Source organism: Yersinia sp. KBS0713 (assembly GCF_005937895.2).
In the GTDB taxonomy this organism is placed as follows: domain Bacteria; phylum Pseudomonadota; class Gammaproteobacteria; order Enterobacterales; family Enterobacteriaceae; genus Yersinia; species Yersinia bercovieri.
This window is the reverse complement of record NZ_CP042173.1, coordinates 2,870,631-2,895,261: the sequence shown is the minus strand read 5'-3', so window position 1 is coordinate 2,895,261 and position 24,631 is coordinate 2,870,631. Positions and strand designations below refer to the sequence as shown.

Below are 24,631 nucleotides of genomic sequence, written 5' to 3'. Positions count from 1 at the left end.
TTCATCCCTCTATTTGAGCGGCGAATGGGTGCGCTCGATGCCATAACGCTCGATCTCTTTGTAGGGCACAGTGACGGATTTCTGCTTGCGCACATCCACCAAAGTGACCCGATCAGTGCAGGAGTAGCAAGGGTCAAGACTGCCGATGATCAGTGGCGCGTCAGAGACGGTATTGCCGCGCAGCATATAGCGCAGCACTGGCCAATTGGCGTAGGTGGCGGCCCGACAGCGCCAGCGGAACAGTTTTTGGTTATCGCCGGTCATGCTCCAGTGCACATCTTCGCCACGGGGCGCTTCGGAGAAGCCGAGGGCAAATTTGTAGGGCTGATAGTGGACTCTCTCTTCCAGCAATGGGCCGCCAGGCATATGGTTTAGGCCATATTCAATCATCACCAGCGAGTCAAAGAACTCCCGCACCCGCACTAGCAGGCGTGAGTTCACGTCGCAGCCATCAAGGCTAAACAGCTCTTTAGGCACATTGGCATAGTTGGCGTAGGTGTGGTCGTGGCGCATATCGCGGGCAAAACCACTGGCGCGGATCATCGGGCCGACTGGGCTGAAGTCGCGGGCAATTTTACGATCCAACAGACCAACACCCACAGTGCGCTGCTCAATATTGGCGGTGCTCATCAGCATATCCACCAACTGGCCGATATCGGCGCGCATCTCTGCCACCAACTGTAGGGTTTTAATGCGATCAGCTTTCAGGATATCGCGGCGGACCCCGCCAATCAGATTCAGACCGTAGGTTTTACGCGCCCCTGTCAGCATCTCGGCGATGGTCATGGCTTTTTCACGCACGCGGAAAAACTGCATAAAACCGGTATCGAAACCGACGAAGTGGCAAGACAAACCGATATTAAGCAGGTGGCTGTGTAGCCGCTCCACCTCCAGCAAAATGGTGCGGATCATCTGCGCCCGTGGCGGCACGATAATGCCCAGCGCATTCTCAATCGATGAGGTGTAGGCCACACTGTGAGTGAAGCCGCAAATGCCGCAAATACGGTCTGATAGGAAGGTGACATCGTTATAGCCCATGCGGGTTTCAGCCAGTTTTTCCATGCCGCGATGGACATAAAACAGGCGGTAATCGGCATCGATAATATCCTCACCATCAACAAACAGGCGGAAGTGGCCCGGTTCATCGGAGGTAATGTGCATCGGGCCGATAGGCACCACGCGGCTACTGCTGCCCGCCTCATTCTCAAACTGATAGGTTTCGGTGTCGCCGGTTGGAGTGGGGCGCTGGCGATAATCCATAGTATCTTTGCGCAGCGGATAGAGGTCATCCGGCCAATCATCGGGCAGCACTAAACGGCGCTCATCGGGCAGACCCACCGGTTGCAGGCCATACATATCGCGCACTTCGCGCTCTCCCCAGACCGCCGCCGGAACCCTTGGTGTGACGGATGGGAACTCAGGCCGCTCAGGGCTTATCAGCGCTTTGACAATCACCCAGCACTTGTCGCCATAGCGTTTTCCAGTCTGTGCGCCATACTGTTCGCGCCCCTCCATCGATAGCACATAGTAAATGGCAAAATAGCCATTCAGGCTGCGCTCATCATTACCGAACAGCACTGATAGCCAGCCGCCTTGCTGGTAATAGAGGTGCTCCACCACCTCCGGCAGGCTGTTTAGCTTAATGGTAATGGTCAGTTGGTCGTGGGTCTGCCACTCCTCATCGAGGATTGCCGCCGGAAATTGTTCACGCAGGCGGGCGACATAGGCGGCCCCCCGTTTTTCACCGCCTGCTGGTTGGCCTGAAAGGGTATTGGCTGAAATGGGCGTTTCGTGAGTCACGTTACATCTCCTGACGTGTCGGGGTGAGTTGCAGGGCGGTATGGGCATCTGCGACGGAAGGGGCCGGTTGAGCCGGAGAGATTGCTGTTATTGGCGAGCGCGATTGCCACGGCAACATAAAGGGCTGAACTGTGGGGGCACTGCTGTCACTTTTGAGGACAATCTGCGCCGCATCGGTGAGTAAACGGGTCACTGGCGAGGGAATGTGCACCCCGAGTAGTAGCATCAGCAGCAGTAAAATCACCATTGGCGCAGTGGTGAGGATCCCCAGTTCACCTTTGCTGACCGCAGGGGGCGGGGTGCCCAGCACCGTGCTGGCAATCATGCGCACCAATCCGGCCAGCACCAGTGTCAGCAGCAACAGCAGCACAATCACCAGCCAGAGATGGCCGGCTTTAATGGTGGCGGCCACCAGCATAAATTCGCTGATAAATAGGCTAAATGGCGGCATCCCCGCTAGCGCCAGTGCGCCACCGGCCAGTAACACTGCGGTGAGGGGGGCGACGCGGATAATGCCTTTAATCGCCCCCATATCCCGCGTGCCATATTTCAGCAGCACATTACCGGAGCCACAGAACAGCAAGGTTTTTGCCAGACTGTGATTTAAGGTGTGGAACAGCGCGGCCACTACCCCCAGCGGGCCACCAATCCCCAGCGCTACAGCAATCAGCCCCATATTCTCGACGCTGGAGTAGGCCAGCAGACGTTTCATGTCGCGCTGCGCCAGAATAAAGAGCGCGGAGACGGCAACCGACATCATGCCGAACACCAATAGCAGCATTTGCGGGAAGTGCGGCCCAATCGCGGCGCTGATAATGATGTAATAGCGGATGATCACCAGCAGGGCGCAGTTGAGCAGCACCGCAGATAGCAGGGCACTGGTGGGGCTGGGCGCTTCGCTGTGGGCATCCGGTAACCACGAATGCATCGGGAACAACCCGGTTTTGGTGCCAAAGCCAATCAGGATAAAGACAAATGCCAGATGCATCAGGCGAGGGTCTAGCTCTTTGGCGTGCTCAGCGACCACCGTCCAGAAAATGGCGCTACCGGGATCGGCCAACACACTAGCCGCATTGGCGTACACCAATACCGTGCCATACAGCCCAAATGCCACCCCCACCGTACAGATAATAATGTATTTCCAGGCCGCTTCTAGCGAGGATCGCTGACCATATAACCCCACCAAAAAGGCCGAGCTGAGGGTGGTGGCTTCAATGCCCACCCACATCAGAATCAGGTTATTACTGGTAACCACCAGCAGCATGGTGAACAGGAACAGATGGAAGAAACCATAATAGTTGCACAGTGTGCCGACAGTAATTTCGCCATTATTCACCTCATGGCGCATATAGCCGAGCGAGTAGAGGCCGGTGATAAAACCGATAATCCCCAGAATGGCGAGGAATAGTGCACTGAGGCTGTCGATATGCAGCCAGTGGTGAGCTGCCAGAATCTCCCCGCCGAGGGCCACCCGACACACCAGCGTCAAGGCCACCAGCAGCAGCAAACTGATGCCGATAAAGTGCACCCAAGTGGAAGCCATGCGGGCGGCACTGCCGAGGGCGCGACAGGCAAAGGCCAGTAGTGAGGCTATCAGAGGTATCGCCAGCAGTAACAGCAGCAGGTCAGTATTGCTCATTTCATTACCCCTTTAGCGCCGTCAGTTGTTTAACATCCAGCGTGTGCAGCGTGCGGTAAATTTTGCGCGCCATAAGCGTCATCACCACCACCGCGAAGATGGCATCGGTGGCAATGCCAATCTCCACCAGCTCCGGTGCGCGGAAAGCTAGCAGCGCTAGCATCAAATGCGCGCCATTCTCCATCAGGCAGTAGCCAAAGATATTTTTCAGAATATTGCGCTGGGTGACGATACACAGCAGGCCAATCAGGAAGTGCCCCAGTGAGACCGCCAGTGCCGGTTTCAGGGCACTGACCATCGGCAACTGCACCGGCTCGACCACGAAGTAGCTCAGCAAGATGATGATGGCGGCGATAAAAATCAGACTGGCAGTACCTATCACGCCACCATTGGCTTTGGGGTCCTCCATCTGGCGAAAGGCGCGGTACATAATCCACGGCACCAGCACCACCTTGGTGATAAAGGCGGTTAACGACCACAGATACAACTCATGGGCGTTGAGTGTTTCAGCCAGCACCAGGAAAATCAGTACCAAAACCAGTGACTGCAAAGCATAAAACAGCGCTGAAGTGGCGGGTCTCTTCACGATAATTACCAGCAGCGAGGTAATGATCAGCAGCCCTGCCAGATTGTTGATGACAAGATTGTTGATGAATAGTGTTCCGGTCATTATTTACTCCCTTATCCAAGCCAGGCGACGGCAATAAAACTTGAGCACACTGACATGATCACCAGTATCACCAGCACTGCCTGCATCGCCAGCGGCAGTGGTTTAGCACTGGCGACCTCTTCTGATGGCTTACCCGGCACTGTTTGCCCGAACCAGTAGAGAAACCAGCCGAAGCTCGCCACTGACTCAATCAGCGCCAAGAGCAGCAGTGGTATCAGCAGCCAATGTTCGTGCGAGAGTGAGAAGCCGGCGGCAAAAATAGGGAATTTGCTGAAGAAGCCGTTGAATGGCGGTACTCCGGTTATCGCCAGCGCGGCGACACAGAATCCCACCCCCAATAGTGGCATTTTGCCCATGATGCCTTTGAGTTTCGGCAACATGCGGGTGCCGCAGCTGTAGCTCAGCGCACCTGCCACCAGGAAGAACAGGCTCTTGGCGAAGGCATGGTTAAAGATGTAGGCAATGCCGCCATCAAAGGCCATTTTCGAGCCGTAGATAGCCAGTGACAGCGCGAAGAAGATGTAAGAGAGCTGGGTAATGGTGGAGTAGGCGAGCAGCCGCTTCATATCTTTTTGCGGCAAATACATGAAGAAACCATAAATCAGCGTGATAACCGCCATCACCATGCCCACAGTGCCGATAATCTGCGGCACGTCACCTGCCGAGTAAATAGCACGAGCAAAGATATAGACGCCCACTTTGACCATTGACGCGGCGTGCAGATAGGAGCTGACCGGGGTCGGCGCTTCCATTGCATCGGGTAACCAAATATGCAGCGGTAGCTGGGCTGATTTCCCCCACGCGGCAAACAAGATACCGCCAAACACGATGATTTTGGTGCTGCTATCCAACTGTGCCAGCGCCGTCAGGGCAAAGGTGCCGGTGTTGACCAGCAGCACCGCCGCCGCCAAATAGAGGCCGATGGCCGCCACATGCGTCACCAACAGCGCTTTTAGCGCCGAGCGCAGGGACTTTTGGCTCTGGTAGTAGCCAATCAATCCCCATGAGCAGCCGCCGGTGATTTCAAAGAAGAACAGCTGACCCAGCAGGGTGGATGATAAAACTAAACCCGCCATTGCACCGATGAATACCAGTAGCAGCGCGTAGTAGCGGTTGGTGCCTTCGTGCGGATGCTCGCGGTTCCCCAGAGTCAGATAGCCGGTGGAGTAGAGACTCACCAGCAGCCCGAGGAATACCACGGCGAAAGCAATCAGTGTGCTGATGCGATCGATAGTCAGACCAAACAGCGCCATATCACCGTAATGAATCAATTCAAAAGTGACATCAATCTTCCCGCCCGCTAAGTAGCCATAGGCCAACAGCACCGTCTCTAGTGTGGTCAGCAGCGCGAAGAGGGTACAGGACCATTTCGCCATACGCTGTGGCAGACAGGCGGTGAGGATTGCCCCCACAAACGGGAGTAAAATAGTCGCCAGGGCTATGTTCATAAGAGCCAGGTTCTCCATGATGAGGTTAGTAGCGCCTTAAAGACCGGTGAGATAGAAAACCAGGGAGAGGGCGGCAACACCAAACCCTAGCCAGGTAACACGTGAGGTCAACAGGAAGCGCCCACGGGCAATGCTGTTCTCCACCATGGAGGCGAGGACAAATATCAGCGCCAATTTGGCAACGCAGGCCACCAGCGCCCATAGCAGTCCGGGGCCGCTGAGTACCGCCAGCTTGCCGAACGGGATAAATACCGCGAGGAACAGTTGCGCCACCACCACTTGCTTGAGGCTAATCCCCCACTTGACCAGCCCCAGTGACGCGCCGGAGTATTCAGTCAGCGGCCCCTCCTGTAGCTCTTGCTCAGCTTCGGCGACATCAAACGGGATTTTGCCCATCTCGATAAATACCGCGAAACCGCAGGCCAGCAACGCCAGCGCGGTGGCGGTCGGCGACTGCCAGTGGCCCTCAGACAGGGTGGTACTGATGGTGCCGATATTGGTGGAGCCGGCAATCAGCCCGACCACTAGCAGCGAGAGGATTAGCGTCGGCTCCACCAGCACCCCCAGTGTCAACTCACGACTGGCACCGATACCGGCGAAAATGCTACCGCTATCCAGACCAGCCAGTGAGAAGAAGAAGCGGAATAGCGCGAACAGATAGAGCAGCGCTATCAGATCTCCCGCCACCCCAAACGGCGAGGCCAGAGTGAAGATCGGCAGCGCCATGGCAATCAGCAACATGCTGCCCAGTAGCACATAGGGCATTAGGCGGAAGATGATGCCAGCATTGGCCGGTGCCACATCTTGCCGTTTCAGCAGCTTGGCTAAATCGCGATACTCTTGCAGCACCCCCGGCCCACGGCGAGAGTGCATTCGGGCTTTCACCATGCGCGAAATGCCGGACATCAACGGAGCCAGCGCCAGCATGAAAAGCGCCTGCCCGCAGGCGAAGGCAATCATAGAGACCGTAGGCATATCGGTAGTTGGCATTGCTCGTCTCCTTAAATAGCCGCCACAATCAGCAGAATCACCAGCGCGGCGACCACATACAGACAGTAGAGGCGGAAATCACCCTGTTGCAGCCATTGAATACGCTGGCTGAGCCATTGGATCAGGCGGATAAGCGGGGCCACAACTTTGTCGTCCCATACCGGCTCCACCCGTGTTGCGCCGCTGATTGAGTGCTCCAGCGCACTCTGCATCATCGGTGCCGGGTCCAGCTTTTTGCGCATCCGGTAGAGCGGGGCGAACATGACCCGTAGTGGCTGAGTAAAGCCCCCGGCGGAGACGGTCATCGCCTGCTCATAGGCATAACCGCAGGCCCAAGGGTCGCCGCCATGACGAAATGCCAGCCGGCTGCCTTTGTAGAGGCTGGCGACCAGTAAAATCACCAGCGGCAAGATCAGTAAGCCAAAGAAGATGCAGAGGGTGGAGAGCATCGCCTGCGAGCTATGTTGCGGGAACAGCACTACCCCTTGTGCCACCTGTATCGCGGGTGTTTGCGGGGCCGTGATTAAGCTGGCGGCGATGCGAGCAATAATCGGTGCCACCTGAGTCGCGCCAATCCCCAACGCCAAACAGAGCAGTGCTAGCAGCAGCATGGCGGCGGTCATCGGCCACGGCACTTCCCGCGCAAGGGCGGCTTTTTCGCTGCGCGGCAGGCCACAGAAGCTGATGCCGTACACTTTAACGAAGCACATCGCCGCCAGTGCGCCGGTGATAGCCAGCATCACGATGGCAATCGGCCCCGCCAGACGAATCATAAAACCGCCATTTTTGGTCATGGTAAACAGTGATTGATAGGTGAACCATTCACTGACGAAACCATTAAATGGCGGCAGGGCCGAGATCGCCATACAGCCAACCAAAAAGGCCAACGCGGTGTAAGGCATCACTCTGGCGAGCCCGCCCATCTTCTCCATATCCTTGGTGTGCAAGCGGTAGATGATGGCACCGGCACCGAGGAACAGCAGCCCTTTGAAAACGGCGTGGTTAAGCAGATGGTAGAGTGCGCCGAGCAGACCCAAAGCGGCCAAGACCGGTTGCTGGCTGGCGATACCTATCATGCCGACCCCGACGCCCATTAGGATAATGCCGATATTTTCGACGGTGTGATAAGCCAACAGCCGCTTGATATCGTGCTCCGCCAGCGCATAGAGCACCCCCAACACCGACGACACTGCGCCGAATGCCAGCACCACCACGCCCCACCACAGCTGGCTGGCACCCAGTAAATCAATGCCCACCTTGATGATGCCGAAGATGCCAATTTTCACCATCACACCGGACATCAGGGCCGAGGCATGAGAGGGGGCAGCCGGGTGCGCGCGCGGTAACCAGCCATGGAGTGGCAGCATCCCCGCTTTGGCACCAAAGCCGAAGAGGGCCAACAAGAAGATAATCGAGGCCATAACCGGTTGCGGTTCCACCTGCCGGAAAGCGGCAAACTCCAGACTGCCGCTGAGGCGATAGAGCAGGAAGAAGGCGACCATAATCAGTACCGAACCGGCATGGGCAATCAGAAAGTAGAGTAGGCCGGCGCTGATGGCATCGTCATCCTGATCGGCTATCACCAGGAAGTATGAGGCCAGTGACATCATTTCGAAAAACACGATGAAATAGAAGGCGTTATCCACCACCACCAGAGCCACCATCGAGGCGATGAACAGATTCATAAACACCCCCATTCCCCAGGCGCCGCGCCCTTTGTACTCCTGCACGTAGGCCAATGAGTAGAGTGCGGTTATCACCACCAGCAATGAAATGACCAGCAGCATAAAGGCGGCGAGTGGGTCAAGGCGTAGAGTGAATGCCGCGAAGGGGAATGGCCCCGCAGTAGCAAAAGTAATAGTGCCGCCAGCGAGTAAGGTGGGCGTGGCAGCCAACAGACCGGCAATGCCTCCCAGCAATGAAGCCAGCCCAGAGGCATAGATAGCCGCAGTTTCGCGCCGTGCCAACAGCAAGGAGAGCAGCGCACCTGCCAGATAGAGCAATAAAGAGAGCCACAATAGCTCAAGTGAAGTCATCATCTTTTCTGCTCCTCGTGAGAGATAGCGGGCGCGCTGTCCATGGCCAGAAAGGCCCCGTTATCTGCTAACCCACAGGCCGCCGCCATGCGCTTAGCCCGATTCGCCTGTTCGATGCTCTGTTCATCCACCAGTATCAAGGCGTTGGTCGGGCAGACCCGCACGCACTCCGGTCCTTGGGGCTGAAAGCGGCATAAGTCACATTTCACCGCCACTGTGCGCACCCCGGCGCTCCAGGCGAGGAGGGGGTGCATGTTAGCGGGGCTGAACGGCACATCGGACAGTTCGCTCATCGGAATGAACTCCGGGAAAGTGTCCGGCACCGCCAGTGGTTTGCTGCCCGCCGGGGTGATTGCGCCAAATGGGCAGGCGATGGCACAGAGTTTGCAGCCGATGCAGGTGGTTTCATCCAATTCAACCGAGTGATTGGTCATGGTGATGGCATTGACCGGGCAAACCCGTGCACACCACGCATCCTCACAGTGGCGACAGAGAATTGGTGCCGTAACCGTGGCGTTACGCATCACGGTCAATCTGGGATGCTCTTGTAAACCCTCGGCTTTATGCACCTGGCTGCAAGCAGCCATGCAGGTATTGCATCCAATACAAAGCCTCGGCTCCGCAATCACAAAGCGGTTCATAGCCATACCCTCCGGGACAAAAATCTGGTGACAGTCAGGCTGATAGCGATCATTTCCCAGCTCTAAAGCATATTTTGTGCCAGCACGGTAGCCGCGGTGGGAAAAGCCGCGTGGAGGCCCATAGGCTATGGTCTCGGCCAATGGCGGATAGTGAAGCGAGAGGTAAAATGCCGCCAACACAGCATGGTTGCCAGCCTGAAGTGTCGACATTAGTGACGAAAGCCATGCTCGACGATGACACTTCGACAGTGATTATTCGCATGATGAATCTGTCGCGAGGGAAATCTAGCTAATAATTTTATTTATCAGATTGTTATATGGGGTGATGAACTGCGAAAAAGCGCTGTATTGCTGGCATCTTCTTTGCATCACTTAGCACAGAGCAATCACCACAGGAGCAGCAGAGTCATGCATGAGATAACCTTATGCCAAAACGCGCTTACCATGATGGAGCAGCAGGCGCGGCTGCATGGCGCGCAGCGGATTACCGGCGTGTGGCTGGAGACTGGTGCATTTTCCTGTGTCGAGCCGCAGGCATTGGTGTTCTGTTTTGAGCTAGTGTGTCGTGGCACGCTGGCGGAAGGTTGCGTTCTACACCTTAGCCAGCAGCAGTCACAGGTGTGGTGCCACGACTGCCAGCAGGAGGTTAATTTACTTAGCAGCAAAGTGACGCGCTGCCCGTTGTGCGCGGGGAGTCATTTACGTATTGGTGCCGCGAATGATGGGGTGATGATTAAGCGGTTGGAGGTGGAGTGAGTTTACTTTTTATAGCTAGAACCGCGCGGCGGGAAGAGACAGAGGCCAGATTATGTGTATAGGTATTCCAGGGCAAATTGTGGCATTGGATGAGACGCAGGCGGGTACAGCTTGGGTGGATGTGTGCGGTGTGCGGCGCAGTGTCAATATTATGCTGGTGGCCGAGGATGCCCCGGGCCGCGCGGCATTGATCGGCCATTGGGTGTTGGTGCATGTGGGGTTTGCGATGAGTCGGCTGGATGAAGATGAGGCGCTGGAGACCTTGCAGTTGTTGCAGGAGATGGGGGAGGTTGAGAGTGATGTAGGACTGTTTTTGGGGCAAAGGGAGTAGTTTTTGCTAGCGGTTGAGGCGCGAGAGGCCAAGTGAACACCTATCTCATGTCAACCGAAGCGATCACCTCCCCATCCTCTAATTGCGCTCAAGGTCAAAGGCGAAGACCAAACCTATTCAAAAACCAAACCCAGAACGAGGTTATTGACAAAGTGCCGGTGTGGAGAGAACAGCTAGATCGTAAAGACGCCGTCAATCCGTCCCTGGAGGCTCGAGCCGCGCCATCCCTGGCGCGGACGCTTTACTCTTCTACCCGTCCTCTCCGCTCCAGATCGCGTCATCGTGTTTTGTCAGCAGTCTGCCAGAACTCATTTTGTTGCGGGTTCAGGGGTGGTGCTGTTTTTTTGTTTCTCTTCCGCCAGCCGGTGCTCTAGCTCGACGAGTTGTTCGGGCGAGACGGCAGGATAGCCTTGGGCGTCATCCGGTATGATGTGTACCGCCGGAATAGGGATTAGTGGCCCGAGGAAGCGGGGTTCGCGTTTCAGGATATAGAGATCAGATAGCGCACCAAGGCGGGCAAAGATTTCGCGTACTCGAACGTTGAGCATATCTTTTGGCGATGGTACAGCGAAACATTGCGCCTGAATTCCCATATGCTGAGCGATAAACAGCGCCCGTTCGCAGTGGAAGCGTTGAGTAATGATAATAAAATCATTGGTATCAAAGACTTTTCGCGTGCGGACGATGGAGTCCAGCGTGCGGAAACCGGCGTAATCCAGCACGATATCAGCCGGTGGGACACCGGCGGCGATCAAGTCACGGCGCATGGTCATCGGCTCGTTATAACTGTGCAGGGCGTTGTCGCCACTGAGCAGTAAGTAGCTGACCTTACCGCTGTTATAAGCGTTTAGCGCCCCTTGAATGCGATATTGATAAAACTGATTAATGCCCCCAGTGCGATAATATTTGGCGGTGCCAAGTACCACGCCAACCTGTCGGTGGGGTAAATCCTGTAGCTCGTCATAGATAAAGGGGGCAGTTTTCCAACTGATCCAGCGATCGAGTGCAATAGCTGTGACCATCAGCAACCCTGCGATGATAATTAAGCTAATAATCAGGCGTTTCCACATTCTCTGGCCTTCGATGCATTCAACTCACTGGTGATAGTTGCAAGGCTACTGTACCCGTCCATGTTGCGCAATACCTATCCCCATCATCTTTCAAGCTACAGGTGTGTTGGCTGCGCTCAATCACCCGAATCACTTACTGATGTAAGCTCATCGGGATTCTCTTGCTTGCCGCCTTCCTGCAACTCGAAATCTATTGGGGATAATTGTCATCTTTCAAGCTGCAGGTGTGTTGGCTGCGCTCATTACTCGGCCCATCCATGGGCCTCGCCTCTGCGAGGCCGCTGCCAGCAGCGTTCAAATCTGCTCCCGACAGATTTGTCACCCGAATCACTGACAATGTACTTGAACGGTGAGAACAAGTAGATCGTAAAGACGCCGTAGATCCATCCATGGAGGCTCGAGCCGCGCCCTCCCTGGCGCGGACGCTTTACTCTTCTACCTGTCCTCACCTTTTTAGAGTGAGTAACTGAGGTTTGTCAGTGGTCTGATGTTTGCTGTCTAACTGCAATTCTAATTAATTTGGGTATCCCTTCGTTCTTGCTGTTGCAGGGGGCGGCCCATGCCGAAGCACAGGCCGAATTAGGTTTAGAACGAGGTGCGCTTATAGGTGCGGTACTGCGGTTGCCAGTAGTTATGCTCAATGGCTTTCGCCAGTGCTTCTTCTGAGGTCACAATGGCGACACCTTGCAACTGTGCAGCTTTGCCAACTTGCATGGCAATTGTTTTTGATACGGCCTGAATATCGTCGATATTGGGCAGTAACGCGCCTTCGCCGTTAAGTGCCAGCGGTGAGCACTCTGCCAATGCACGGCTGGCGGCCATCAACATCCCATCGGTGACACGTTTGGCACCGGATGCCAGCACACCTAAACCAATACCGGGGAAGATATAGGAGTTGTTGCACTGAGCAATCGGATAGAGTTTCTCTTTATAGCTAACCGGTGAGAATGGGCTACCGGTCGCCACCAGCGCGGCACCATCAGTCCAGTTAATGATATCTTCTGGCCGAGCTTCAACCCGCGATGTTGGGTTTGAGAGTGGCATCACGATTGGCCGTGGGCAGTGTTGGTGCATCTCGCGGATCAACTCTTCCGTAAACAGCCCCGGCTGGCCTGAAACACCAATTAGCACGGTTGGTTTGGCATTGCGCACCACATCCAGCAGTGAAATTGAGTCACTGGTTAAATTCCAGTTTTGCAGCGCATCACTTTTTTGCACCAATTTGCTTTGGAAAGCCAACAAATTCGGCAGTTTGTCGGTCAGCAGGCCGAAGCGGTCAACCATAAACACCCGCCCACGAGCTTGCTCTTCACTCAACCCCTCTGAAATCATCTGCGCGATTATCTGTTCTGCAATACCGCAACCCGCAGATCCGGCCCCAAGGAAGGTGACAGTTTGGTCGCGCAACTGGCTGCCTGCCGCGTGGCTGGCGGCAATCAGGCTGCCGAGGGTCACTGCTGCTGTACCTTGGATATCATCGTTGAAACAGCACAGCTCATCACGGTAGCGGTTCAGTAGCGGGGTGGCATTGTTCTGAGCAAAGTCTTCAAACTGTAACAGTACATTTGGCCAGCGACGTTTTACTGCCTGGATGAATTCATCCACGAAAGCATAATATTCGTCACCGGAAATACGCGGATGACGCCAGCCCATATACAGCGGGTCATTCAGGCGTTGTGGATTATTGGTGCCAACATCTAATACCACTGGCAAAGTATACGCAGGGCTGATACCACCACACGCGGTATAGAGTGACAGTTTACCGATTGGAATACCCATGCCGCCAATGCCCTGATCGCCAAGGCCAAGAATACGTTCACCGTCGGTCACCACGATAACTTTAACGTTTTGCTTGGTGGCGTTTTGCAGCATATCGTCAATGTGTTCACGATTGGGGTAAGAGATAAACAAGCCACGTGCACGGCGATAAATATCCGAAAAGTGTTCGCATGCTTCACCAACAGTTGGCGTGTAGATAATCGGCATCATCTCACTGAGATGAGCTTCCAGCAGGCGATAAAATAGGGTTTCGTTGGTGTCCTGGATATTGCGCAGATAAATATGCTTATCGTCGTCGTTTTTGAAATCCTGATACTGGCGGTAAGCACGCTCTGCTTGTTCTTCAATGGTTTCAACCGCTTCCGGCAATAAGCCGTGCAGGTTGAAATGGTTGCGCTCATCGTTGGTGAAGGCGCTGCCTTTGTTCAGCAGAGGGAATTCTAACAGGATAGGGCCGGCGTAGGGGATATAGAGGGGGCGCTTACTTTCGTATTCAAGTTCCATGAGTTTTACTCTTAGACGTTATCAGATAGTTGACGTTATCAGGTAGTTGCCCCGATCCTAAAAGATAAGAGAAATATGTACAGCTTTTGTTAGTTAAATATGTCGGTTACAGGTGGAAATGCGAGTTATCTTGCAGATTTAGTTATTAGCTGCGGGAATGTGTTGTTTGGTTAACTGGGGTTAACGATATAACCCCAGCAAACCAGGTCTTTTTAGCTTAAAAAATAACCAACTTAAAAAGTGACGCGGTTGACCTCTGAGCAACCTAAGGCCGCCAGTGTTGCATGAGTAGCATCCCACTGACTTAAAATCGCGTTATTACCTTCCACCAGCACTGCGCGGCGAATAGCAGCACAATCTTTGCCGGACAGATTCGCTAAAATCAATGCGGCTTGCAGTGGCGGCAGGCTCGGGTTGAACGCCGCGTTTTCAGCATAACGGCCAGTATAAATCGTGCCATCAGCCAGTTCGACGGCAACACCACTGTGAGAAAGGCTGTAAGGCGCATGGCTATGGTTGGCACCATGAAGTGCGGCTTGTGTCAGAGGATCGGTTGCTGCCACCGAGTAACCGTGATCCACCGGGTCCATTAGCAGGGTGGTGATCGCCAGATCTTTCGGGCCGAAGGCATCCGGTAGATATTGGCCCAGTGTAGACGCAGGGCGACCTGGCAGATGAATATGCAAATCAGTGCCACTGTTTAGCTCATTCATAAACTGGCGGCAGTGGCCACAAGGCGTGTAATTGACGGTAATGGACACCAGACCGGTTTCACCACGTAGCCAGGCGTGAGTGACCGCACACTGCTCAGCATGGATGGTTTGCTGCAATGGCGCGCCGCTGAACTCCATATTGGCACCGAAATAGAGATTGCCGCTTTTCCCGCGCGCAATGGCCCCGACCATAAAGTGGGAGATGGGCGTGAGTGCGCAAGCAGCAGCCAGGGGCAGTAGTGCAAAAGCCAGTGTATCGTCATCTAACTCACTGATCTCTTTTACCGTTTTCACTTGCTCGGCGGTCAGCATGGCAGGGAAATCGTTTGCGCTCAGAATAGGTTCAAGTGCGGATTGCAGTGCAGCGGGCAGCTCAGCCCAAGGGGCGTGAAAACGTGCTTGCATGGGATTATCTCCAATTGTAACGGGAAGCTATTTTAGGCAGCTTAGGAGGCTATTAGTGTGATGTGTATCCCGTTATATATGAAATTTATGCAAGTAAAATAACTAATGAGAGATGTATCTCAAATTTATGTATTAATCTTGGTGATTAACCGCCGTCAGGGAGATGCCATCAGCCAAACAAATGTAGTAGCACTGGGAATAAGAACGGCGCTACCAGAGAGGTGATAATCCCGCAGATAACCAGTGCCAGCGAGCTGAACGCCCCCTCCTGATAATCCAACTCCGCACAGCGGGCGGTACCCAGAGCATGGGAAGCCGTCCCCATCGCCAAACCTCGCGAGGCTTTAGTGGTGATTTTCAATAAATTCAGCAAGCTGTGACCAAATACCGCCCCCAGAATACCGACGAAAATCACACATACCGCACTGATAGCCGGCAAACCATGAATAGATTCGGCCACCGCCATGGCGATGGGGGTCGTCACCGATTTAGGCAATACTGACGCGGCAATTTCGGGTGTCGCCCCCATCCACAGGGCCACGGCGGTGCCACTCACCATGGCAGTAATACTGCCTATAAAACAGATGGTTATGATGGATTTCCAGCGCGCGCGAATTTGATGCAACTGTTCGTAGAGCGGGAAAGCCAATGCCACCACCGCCGGTTGTAGCAGGTCATTTAGGATTTTGCTGCCAGCAAAATAGTTGGCGTAGGGCATCTGTGTGACCAACAGTAATGGAATGATCACAACCATAGATATCAGTAATGGGTTAAGCAGCGGCATTTTTAGCCAGCGGGCCAGATAGCGGGCAACGAAGAAGACAATTAAGGTCAGTGGCAGTGACCACCATAAGTTGCTGATCATTTGTCATCCTCCGTATGGGTTGGAGAGCCGATAACTTTGCGCTCGCGGTGGACATAATGTGAGCTATACGCCACCACTAACATCACGATCAGGGTGCTGACAAAGCAGGAGACGACAATGGGGCCGAATTGCTTGGTAAGTTGATCGTAATACTGCATCACGCCGACACCGATTGGGACAAACAGCAGCGCCATGTAGCGGATCAGTATGCGGCAACCGGGCTTGACCCAGCTTGAGGGCAAGATTTGCGATGCAAGCAGAGTAAACAGAATCAGCATACCGATGATACTGCCGGGGATGGTGATGGGCAGTAGCAAGGCGACAAATTTACCGACCCATAGGCAGAGGTAAATAATGGCGAAAGCCCGTAAGTACTGCCAGCAAAGTGAAATCACATTGCGCATAGAGAGGGTCCTGAGTAACGGAATTGATTCATCATACAATTAACTTTGGTTATGTGCCAGCCATCACACTATGAATAATTTTAATGGAATTATGCCAATCACGACTGATTCTGCTGGTGGCCAGCAGCGGGTGCTTTAGCCAGCAGGTAACCGCGATAGAAGAAGGCCAGTCCCAGAATAGCCGCGATAATCAGCATATAGAACATCATCTGCGGCGCAGCATAGGCTAACAAAAAACCACAAAGCACGGGGTTAACGGCTCCGCCCAGTTGACCGAGATTCTGCGCCCCATAGTAACTGCCTTTAAGATTCGCTGGCGCAATAAAATCGATAAACAAGTACTCGACCGGAATAACAATAATCTCGCCCAATGAGAAGATCGCCATTGCCAGCATCCATAATGGGATCGAGTCCTGAGCGGCCATAAACCCAAGCAAGCCGATGATAAAGAACAGGGTGCCGAGCATCAACCAGCGCATTAAATTCTGCTGATTCATGCGGCGGCTCAATAGGTATTGCAGAGTGATCACAATCACGGCATTCACGGTCATGACCGCCCCAATCACCTGATAGGCGAATTGGGCATCGGCAACGGTAATCAGATATTGCGATAAATATCCGGAGAATTGGCCAAAGACAATCGCGCTAAACATGCCGCCGAGGGTGAAGTAAATCAGTCGCTTATCGTGGCGCAAGATGCGGAATGTTTGGCGAAAATCAGGTGCAGGTTCTGTCAGTGTCGATTTAGCGGCTGACATATCAGCGCTGCTAATCCTGAATTTTAGGGTGATGGCAACCAGCAATGCCAGCGCGCCTGAAATGATAAATGGCACTTGCGGGCCGATATTGACCACTAACACCCCTAATGCCGGGCCGACCGCCCAACCGACATTAACTAGCGTGTAGTTGGCAGAAAAGGCTTTGATGCGTTCGTTGACCGGCAGCCAGTCGGCAAAGCAGGCTTTAATGGCAATGCCATAGACCGAGTAAGCTGAGTGCAGCAGGGCCAAAATCAAGATAATCCAGGCGGGATGTTCTACCCACGGCAGCGTAAAGAAGGTGGCTGCAAACAGTGTGATTGCCAGCAAGATCAACTGTTTTTTGTTGAATTTATCCACCAGATAGCCGCCATAGAGGCTGGTGAAAATACCCAATGTCAAACTCGCCCCTAGCACTAGCCCAACTTTATCCGGTGCCAATTGAAAATGCTCAGCAAGATAGATGGTGATAAAGGGCAGGGTAACGGCTCGACCAATGGTTAACACCAGCGAAGCAATCAGCAGATTGGTGACACGTGAGGGAAATCCTTTCATGGTATTTTCTTATTTGTAATTATTTGGATAACAAACTGTTTTTATGCGGATTTTCTAATAAAAATGGCACGCGTACAGCACGACGACAATAGCTCAACCAATTACATTAGACTATTGCGGCAGGAAGAGAGAGGGGGGCGCGGAAATATATTTTGCAAACAGCAGAGCTGCCAGTAATAAGCTTGCCCAAAATTATTGGCGTTGCAGGTAGGCAGCAAGCGCGGGCACCCCGATGAGCTGACTCAGGTCAGTGATTTGGGTAAGCGCGCGTAGCTAACCCCCTGCAACTTCAAGGGCGAAGGGGATTTTTAACCTAAGTACTCGATGATTGATAGCCCACCATTATAATCGGTGCTGTAGATAATCCCTTGTGCATCAACAAATACATCACATGACTGAATGACTTGTGGGCGACCAGGGCGTTTATCCATCATTTTTTCCGGTGCGGCGGGCACCAAAGCGCCGGTCTCCTTCGGCTGATAGGGGTTGCTGATGTCATAAGCGCGGACACCGGCATTCTGATAAGTGGCAAAAATCAGTGATGAGCTGATAAAACTACCCGGGCGGTTTTCGTGTAGGTTATGTGGGCCAAAATGTGCACCTTTTTTCACATAATCCCGCTCATCGGGTTGCGGGAATGTCGAGATACTCACCGGATTGCTTGGCTCGCGAATGTCAAATAGCCAGATATGCTTCTCACCATCTTCCTGATTATCCAGCACCGCCTCATCCAGCACTACAAGCAGGTCGCGGTCGGGTAGCGGCAGCGCGGTATGGGTGCCACCGCCAAAAGGGGGGCTCCAGTTACGATGACTAATCAGTTTGGGCGCGTGCCGATCACTGACATCTAATAGGGTCAGTCCACCATCGCGCCAACTACCATAGGCGGTGTCACCACTGATAATGGCATGATGCAGTGCGTAGCGTTTACCCTCCGGCCAGCTGGCTTGTTCACCGGCGGCAGTATGCATACCGGGTAGCGCATAACGACCTGCAACCTCGGGGTTTTGTGGGTCAGCCAGATCAATGGTCAGGAAGATATAATCACTGTAACCATCGAGTAGCGCAGAGACATAGGCCCAGCGCCCACCGACGTACCAGATGCGGTGAATGCCGATGCCATCAAGTGGCAAGAAGCTGATTTCGCGCGGTTTATCTGGTGTCGAAATATCAAAAATACGTAATCCGGCGCTCCAGTTACGGCCCTCCTGACGGGTGCTGACGGTCTGTGCCACCGAGCGGGTGTAATAGACCTTCTCTTCGGCAAAACTGGCGTCAGCAAACAGGTCGCGGGCATTAATCACCAGTAGCAGGTCATCATGGGCCTGTAAGTGTACATTCCAGGTATTGGCGGGTGCGGCGATAAAACCGGCAGGGCGCGGATTTTTCGCGTCCCGGACATCAATAATCGATACTCCTTGTGACACCATATGGCCGACATAGGCGTAGCCACGATGTACCATTACCTGCACACCATCTGGTTTGCCGCCCTGATCACTATGACCAATCAGCCGCATATTGCGGCTGTATTCTGGTGTCGGCAAGGTTACTTGCGTTGCCATCTATTTCACTCCAAATCAATTGGCCATGTAGGCCCCTTACTGACGGTGATTAGCTACCGTGCTTAGCTACCATGACTCGCCACTCTAACTGCTGGCCGTTACTGCGCGTTTTTAGCCGCAAGGGTGGCAAACCAGGGTGAGTTGAAGTCATCAGACTGGCCCCAGCCGGGAATGATTTTACTCAAACCTGCCACGTTAACCGGGCCGGGTTGGCTGGCTAGCAATGCTTGAGGAATGGAGGCGGCGCGGAACTCATAGCTGGCAGGTGTGGCTTCACCCGCAATTTTCTTGGCAATTAGACGCAAGTTCACGGCACCGATCAGTTTAGGGTCTACGGCGACACTGACTTTCCACGGACTATTGGCTTCGCGCATCAGTTGCAGATCCTGATTCGAGATATCAATGCTGTACAGTTTGATTTCGGTACGGCCATTCTCTTGTAAGGCTTTATAAGCGCCTTGAGAAAATGCATCCCAAGTGCCCCAGATCGCGTCAATTTTGCCTTTCGGGTATTTCGCCAATACCGCACCCACTTTATTGGCGGTATCCCCTTGAACATCCGAAGAGACAGCACCGATAGACTCCAACTCATTAATACCCGGATTCTGTTTCAGCAGCGTCTGGTAAGCCGCCTGACGGCGCTCCATGGGTGGGAAACCGGCCACCCACAGTTTGATGATATTGGCTTTACCATTGAAGTCTTTGACCAATTGACCAAAGGATTCATTGGTGAGGGAAGCATCATCCTGCTGAGTCACTGTCAGACCGGGGATCTCACCTTGAATCGCGGTGTCAAACACCGAGACGGCGATGCCGCTGGCCGCAATGCGCTTCACCAGCTCAGTTGAGTAAGGATCACGGCCTTGAGAAAGAATAATGCCGTCATATTTTTGGCTGATAGCTTGGTTCACGAAGTCCTGAAAACGGGCGTCATCACCATTGCTCAGGAAGGTATCCACCTTGAAACCGAGCTTTTTGCCCTCTTTCAACACGCCAGAGAGAAACTGTGTGGTGTTGTCGTCGGAACCCAAATTACGGATCACCGCGATCTTAATCTGCCCTGGATGTTTGGCGATAGCATCAGGGATTGGGGCTAATGTGGCGGTGTCCGCAGCGAATACCGGCAGTGCCGTCAGCAGGCTCAGGGCCAGTAATGGGGAAGCAATTTTTTTCATCCGGAACTCCGTCATGGTGTCGATAAGTTAGGCAATGTGTGTGTTGCTGCTGTTGTTGTAGCTATCTTTGTGTCTAGACGTCTATCCATCTCTATGCAGCATCATAACCATAACTTTTTTGATAAGGAATTAACTTTGTTATGAATTTTTCGATCGCGTTATATCTTTTAGTTTGGATGGCTTAAATAAGCAGCAAAGGCAAGAGGCGGGGGAGCGGGGGAGCAGTGATAACCATAGCGGCAAAGGCAAAAAAAATGCCGATCAGGTCTCCCTCATCGGCATAGTGGTAAAAGCACTCTATTTTACTTCACTTGCATACCCGGCTGAGCGCCAGCGTCTGGGCTGAGCAGGAAGATATCCTTGCCGCCAGGGCCGGCTGCCATCACCATGCCTTCAGAAATACCGAAGCGCATTTTGCGTGGAGCCAGGTTTGCTACCATCATGGTCAAACGGCCTTCCAACACTTTTGGATCCGGGTACGCCGAGCGAATGCCAGAGAATACCTGACGGGTTTCGCCACCGATATCCAGTGTCAGTTTTAGCAATTTATCGGAGCCTTCGACAAATTCTGCTTGTTGAATCAGTGCGATACGCATATCCACTTTAGCAAAATCATCGAAACTGATAACTTCCTGAATCGGGTCATCGGCTAATGGGCCAGTTGCCACCACGGTTGCCGCCATATCTTCTTTAGAAGAGGCGACCATCTCGTTCACCTTGTCCAAATCGATACGGTTAAACAGCGCTTTAAAGCCATTAATCTGATGGCCCAGCAGCGGTTGTTCGATGCTATCCCACGTCAATTCGGTATTGAGGAAAGCCTCAGTACGCTCATTGAGGGATGGCAATACCGGTTTCAGATAAGTCATCAGCACGCGGAACAAGTTGATGCCCATAGAGCAGATGGCTTGCAGCTCGGCGTCACGGCCCTCTTCTTTCGCCACCACCCACGGCGCTTGCTCATCAATATAGCGGTTGGCAACATCAGCCAGCGCCATGATCTCACGGATTGCTTTGCTTGATTCGCGGCTGTTGTAGGCATCAGCAATGCTGACAGCTGCATCGGTGAAGGTTTTATACAGCGCGGGATCTGCCAGTTGGTCAGCTAACTTGCCGGCAAAACGTTTGTTGATAAAACCGGCATTACGGGAGGCCAGATTCACCACTTTGTTGACGATGTCGGCGTTAACGCGCTGGACGAAATCTTCCAGATTCAAATCGATATCATCAATGCGGGAGGAGAGCTTCGCGGCATAGTAATAACGCAGGCAATCGGCATCCAGATGCTTTAGGTAAGTACCCGCTTTGATGAATGTGCCACGGGATTTCGACATTTTTGCGCCGTTGACCGTGACATAACCATGGACGAACAGATTGGTGGGTTTGCGGAAGTTACTGCCCTCCAGCATCGCCGGCCAGAACAGGCTATGGAAGTAAACGATGTCTTTACCGATGAAGTGATAAAGATCGGTTTCAGCGCCTTCACGCCAGAACTCATCGAAGTCCAAATCACCCCGTTTGTCACACAGGTTTTTAAACGCCCCCATATAACCGATAGGGGCATCTAGCCACACGTAGAAATATTTACCCGGTGCATCAGGCACTTCAAAACCAAAATAGGGTGCATCGCGGGTGATATCCCACTGTTGCAGGCCTGATTCAAACCACTCCTGCATTTTGTTGGCAACTTGCTCTTGCAGTGCGCCAGAACGCGTCCAGGCTTGCAGCATCTCGCTGAATGCAGGTAGGTCAAAGAAGAAGTGCTCAGATTCGCGCATCACCGGTGTGGCACCGGAAACGGCAGATTTTGGATCAATAAGCTCAGTCGGGCTGTAGGTCGCGCCGCAGACTTCGCAGTTGTCGCCATATTGATCTGGCGCTTTACACTTCGGGCAGGTGCCTTTAACAAAACGATCGGGCAGGAACATGCCTTTCTCAGGATCATAGAGCTGAGAGATAGTGCGACTCTTGATATAGCCGTTTGCCTTCAGGCGGCTGTATATCAGGCTTGACAGTTCACGGTTTTCATCACTGTGGGTGGAGTGATAGTTATCATAACTGATAGCGAAACCGGCGAAATCCTGTTGGTGCTCCTGGCTCATTTCGGCAATCATCTGCTCCGGTTCGATACCCAATTGCTGAGCTTTCAACATGATTGGAGTGCCGTGAGCATCATCTGCACAGATAAAATGAACCTGGTTGCCGCGCATTCGCTGGAAACGGACCCAGATGTCTGCCTGGATGTGCTCGAGCATGTGACCGAGATGAATAGAACCGTTAGCGTATGGTAGCGCGCACGTCACCAATATTTTTTTCGCGACTTGAGCCATAGTGGGAAATTGCTTTCTTTATGTCGATTAAAGGGTCTTTGATGTTAACCGATAAGCCGGTTTGCCGCTAGGGTAAGGCCGCTGGGATCTTGCCTTAAGTCATAACGAATAGATTTTCACCTGTTTTCAGTCTATTTGGTTATTAACCCTGGCGGTTATGTGGCCTGAGCCGATTTTCTCTCTATTCGGCCCACACAGGCGCTAATGAGTTCTGGTACACTATTGTTATTATCCATAGGTTAATAACGATAAATTCAAGGAGCCGGGATGAGCCAAAAATCCCCTGAGCAGACCACCGCCGATCTGCTGCAATCACAAATTTCAAAGGTTCTTACCGCCTTTACCCACCCAACCCTGCAAAAGGATCTCGGCACGTTGCGCGCCATTCATCACTGTGCCTTATTGGACAATGTGCTCCATATTGAGCTGGTGATGCCTTTTGCCTGGCAGTTTGGTTTTGATGTATTGAAAGAGAGCGTCAGTGAAGAGTTGCTGGCGGTGACAGGTGCTAAAGCTATTGACTGGAAGTTGTCCCACAACATCACCACGCTAAAACGTGCCAATGACCAGCCGGGCATCAAAGGGGTGCGCAATATTCTGGCGGTCAGCTCCGGCAAAGGCGGTGTAGGGAAATCGAGTACTGCGGTGAATCTGGCGCTAGCATTGGCGGAGGAGGGGGCGAAAGTCGGTATTCTGGATGCTGATATTTATGGCCCGTCGATCCCGAACATGCTGGGCACTATGAATCAGCGGCCAACCTCACCTGATGGCAAGCATATGGCGCCGATTATGGCCCATGGTCTGGCGACTAACTCCATCGGCTATCTGGTGACTGACGAGAACGCCATGGTGTGGCGCGGCCCAATGGCCAGTAAGGCCTTGATGCAGATGCTACAAGATACCCTATGGCCGGATCTGGATTATCTGGTGATTGATATGCCGCCGGGGACCGGTGATATTCAACTGACTCTTTCGCAAAACATTCCGGTGACCGGCGCGCTGGTGGTGACAACACCACAAGATATCGCCTTGATAGATGCCATGAAGGGCATTGTAATGTTCGAGAAAGTTCATGTGCCAGTGCTGGGTATCGTGGAGAATATGAGCATGCATATTTGCAGCAATTGCGGCCATCTGGAGCCTATTTTCGGTACTGGTGGTGCAGAGAAACTGGCGCAGAAATACCATTGCAAGTTGTTGGGTCAAATCCCACTGCATATCTCACTGCGCGAAGACCTTGATCGTGGCGAACCAACGGTTGTTAGCCATCCTGACAGTGAATTTGCTGACATCTATCGCCAGTTAGCCTCCAATGTTGCCGCAGAAATGTACTGGCAAGGTGAAGCGATCCCAACGGAAATATCATTCCGCGCAGTATAGAAGCGGCTTTATTGATAGATGGACGTTATTGGAATTGCTGCGGCCAACACCGTGGTAATTTCAATGACGCAGGGTATAGGGCTGGCATCGAACCAGCTAACTCCCTATAATTGGTGCGCTCGAAGCACCTCACGTGCTTTGTCTCCCCCTCACACTTCGTAATCAGGTCTTTAATTTTATGACTGACAAAGCACACCAGTGCGTCATTATTGGGATAGCCGGTGCCTCTGCCTCCGGTAAAAGTCTTATCGCCAGCACCTTGTATCGTGAATTGCGCGATCAGGTCGGTGACCAACATATTGGTGTCATCCCTGAAGATGGTTATTACAAAGATCAGAGTCATCTGTCGATGGAAGAGCGGGTTAAAACCAACTATGACCACCCCAGCGCCATGGACCACAACTTATTGCTGGAACATTTGCAATCGTTGAAAGCGGGTAAGTCCGTTGAATTACCGCTTTACAGCTACACTGAGCACACCCGTAAAAAAGAGACCATCCATTTAGAGCCGAAAAAAGTCATTATTCTGGAAGGGATCTTGCTGCTAACCGATATTCGCCTGCGCCAAGAGATGAACTTTTCTATCTTTGTCGACACGCCATTAGATATCTGCCTGATGCGCCGGATGAAGCGTGATGTTAATGAACGCGGCCGCTCAATGGATTCAGTTATGGCTCAATACCAGAAAACTGTGCGCCCAATGTTTCTGCAATTTATCGAACCCTCCAAACAATATGCTGACATTATTGTTCCGCGTGGCGGCAAGAACCGAATTGCGATCGATATTCTAAAAGCGAAAATCAGTCAGTTCTTTGAGTAA

At 53.0% G+C, this 24,631-nt stretch carries 21 protein-coding genes; 5 read left to right on the top strand and 16 right to left on the bottom strand.

Features of this window, described 5'->3' with window-relative positions; genetic code table 11:
• Nucleotides 1-9 precede the first annotated feature (9 nt).
• Genes FFE93_RS13845 through FFE93_RS13815 form a run of 7 tightly spaced genes read right to left on the bottom strand, consistent with a single transcriptional unit; the run spans nt 10 to nt 9,224 of the window.
• Entirely contained in the window at nt 10-1,800 is a 1,791-nt protein-coding gene (locus FFE93_RS13845) for an NADH-quinone oxidoreductase subunit C (RefSeq protein ID WP_057647076.1), read from the bottom strand.
• Between the two features lies 1 nt (nt 1,801).
• Nucleotides 1,802-3,439 (bottom strand): hydrogenase 4 subunit F, encoded by a 1,638-nt coding sequence (locus tag FFE93_RS13840; protein WP_005273803.1) that lies wholly within the window; start codon nt 3,437-3,439, stop codon nt 1,802-1,804.
• A gap of 4 nt (nt 3,440-3,443) precedes the next feature.
• Nucleotides 3,444-4,109, bottom strand: coding sequence for a hydrogenase 4 membrane subunit (hyfE, locus tag FFE93_RS13835; protein ID WP_138775360.1), 666 nt, complete (start codon nt 4,107-4,109; stop codon nt 3,444-3,446).
• A gap of 11 nt (nt 4,110-4,120) precedes the next feature.
• Entirely contained in the window at nt 4,121-5,557 is a 1,437-nt protein-coding gene (locus FFE93_RS13830; protein WP_409994323.1) for a hydrogenase 4 subunit D, read from the bottom strand.
• Nucleotides 5,558-5,593: 36 nt separating this feature from the next.
• Complete coding sequence (locus FFE93_RS13825; protein ID WP_032897686.1) at nt 5,594-6,547, bottom strand: respiratory chain complex I subunit 1 family protein; 954 nt, start codon at nt 6,545-6,547, stop codon at nt 5,594-5,596.
• An 11-nt stretch (nt 6,548-6,558) separates the two neighbouring features.
• Nucleotides 6,559-8,586 carry a hydrogenase 4 subunit B gene (gene hyfB, locus FFE93_RS13820; protein ID WP_054872901.1) on the bottom strand — a complete coding sequence of 676 codons (2,028 nt, stop codon included), beginning with the start codon at nt 8,584-8,586 and terminating at the stop codon, nt 6,559-6,561.
• Nucleotides 8,583-9,224 carry a 4Fe-4S dicluster domain-containing protein gene (locus FFE93_RS13815; protein WP_138775976.1) on the bottom strand — a complete coding sequence of 214 codons (642 nt, stop codon included), beginning with the start codon at nt 9,222-9,224 and terminating at the stop codon, nt 8,583-8,585. The genes hyfB and FFE93_RS13815 overlap by 4 nt, the downstream gene beginning before the upstream one ends.
• 140 nt (nt 9,225-9,364) lie before the next feature.
• Between FFE93_RS13815 and FFE93_RS21555 the strand changes: the two genes are divergently transcribed.
• From FFE93_RS21555 to FFE93_RS13805, 3 genes are all read left to right on the top strand, one after another.
• Nucleotides 9,365-9,517 carry a hypothetical protein gene (locus FFE93_RS21555; RefSeq protein ID WP_156172694.1) on the top strand — a complete coding sequence of 51 codons (153 nt, stop codon included), beginning with the start codon at nt 9,365-9,367 and terminating at the stop codon, nt 9,515-9,517.
• 115 nt (nt 9,518-9,632) lie between these two features.
• The gene (hypA, locus tag FFE93_RS13810) at nt 9,633-9,980 is read left to right on the top strand and encodes a hydrogenase maturation nickel metallochaperone HypA (RefSeq protein ID WP_054872902.1); all 348 of its coding nucleotides are present in this window, start codon (nt 9,633-9,635) and stop codon (nt 9,978-9,980) included.
• A gap of 52 nt (nt 9,981-10,032) precedes the next feature.
• Nucleotides 10,033-10,311: a HypC/HybG/HupF family hydrogenase formation chaperone gene (locus FFE93_RS13805; RefSeq protein ID WP_005273791.1), complete on the top strand. Its 279-nt coding sequence runs from the start codon at nt 10,033-10,035 to the stop codon at nt 10,309-10,311.
• A gap of 308 nt (nt 10,312-10,619) precedes the next feature.
• On the opposite strand, the gene sanA is transcribed toward FFE93_RS13805, so the two are convergent.
• The 9 genes from sanA to metG form a co-directional block, all read right to left on the bottom strand.
• Nucleotides 10,620-11,381 carry an outer membrane permeability protein SanA gene (gene sanA / locus FFE93_RS13795; protein WP_054872903.1) on the bottom strand — a complete coding sequence of 254 codons (762 nt, stop codon included), beginning with the start codon at nt 11,379-11,381 and terminating at the stop codon, nt 10,620-10,622.
• 585 nt (nt 11,382-11,966) lie between these two features.
• The gene (locus FFE93_RS13785; protein WP_005277364.1) at nt 11,967-13,664 is read right to left on the bottom strand and encodes an NAD-dependent malic enzyme; all 1,698 of its coding nucleotides are present in this window, start codon (nt 13,662-13,664) and stop codon (nt 11,967-11,969) included.
• 233 nt (nt 13,665-13,897) lie between these two features.
• Complete coding sequence (gene cdd, locus FFE93_RS13780; RefSeq protein WP_005277361.1) at nt 13,898-14,782, bottom strand: cytidine deaminase; 885 nt, start codon at nt 14,780-14,782, stop codon at nt 13,898-13,900.
• Between the two features lie 169 nt (nt 14,783-14,951).
• Nucleotides 14,952-15,647 carry a CidB/LrgB family autolysis modulator gene (locus tag FFE93_RS13775; RefSeq protein WP_049599218.1) on the bottom strand — a complete coding sequence of 232 codons (696 nt, stop codon included), beginning with the start codon at nt 15,645-15,647 and terminating at the stop codon, nt 14,952-14,954.
• Complete coding sequence (locus tag FFE93_RS13770) at nt 15,644-16,051, bottom strand: CidA/LrgA family protein (RefSeq protein ID WP_005277357.1); 408 nt, start codon at nt 16,049-16,051, stop codon at nt 15,644-15,646. The genes FFE93_RS13775 and FFE93_RS13770 overlap by 4 nt, the downstream gene beginning before the upstream one ends.
• A 98-nt stretch (nt 16,052-16,149) precedes the next feature.
• On the bottom strand, nt 16,150-17,364 hold the full coding sequence (locus tag FFE93_RS13765; RefSeq protein WP_005277355.1) for an MFS transporter: 1,215 nt from the start codon (nt 17,362-17,364) through the stop codon (nt 16,150-16,152).
• A gap of 308 nt (nt 17,365-17,672) precedes the next feature.
• A complete protein-coding gene (locus FFE93_RS13760; RefSeq protein ID WP_005277353.1) occupies nt 17,673-18,926 on the bottom strand; it encodes an LVIVD repeat-containing protein in 1,254 nt (417 codons plus the stop codon).
• 98 nt (nt 18,927-19,024) lie between these two features.
• Nucleotides 19,025-20,101, bottom strand: coding sequence for a sugar ABC transporter substrate-binding protein (locus tag FFE93_RS13755; protein ID WP_005277351.1), 1,077 nt, complete (start codon nt 20,099-20,101; stop codon nt 19,025-19,027).
• Between the two features lie 302 nt (nt 20,102-20,403).
• Entirely contained in the window at nt 20,404-22,431 is a 2,028-nt protein-coding gene (metG, locus tag FFE93_RS13750; protein ID WP_049599215.1) for a methionine--tRNA ligase, read from the bottom strand.
• Nucleotides 22,432-22,698: 267 nt separating this feature from the next.
• Between metG and apbC the strand changes: the two genes are divergently transcribed.
• Both apbC and udk read left to right on the top strand, forming a co-directional pair.
• Nucleotides 22,699-23,811: an iron-sulfur cluster carrier protein ApbC gene (apbC, locus tag FFE93_RS13745; RefSeq protein ID WP_049599213.1), complete on the top strand. Its 1,113-nt coding sequence runs from the start codon at nt 22,699-22,701 to the stop codon at nt 23,809-23,811.
• Nucleotides 23,812-23,989: 178 nt separating this feature from the next.
• Nucleotides 23,990-24,631, top strand: a complete 642-nt coding sequence (gene udk, locus FFE93_RS13740; RefSeq protein ID WP_057647091.1) for a uridine kinase — start codon at nt 23,990-23,992, stop codon at nt 24,629-24,631.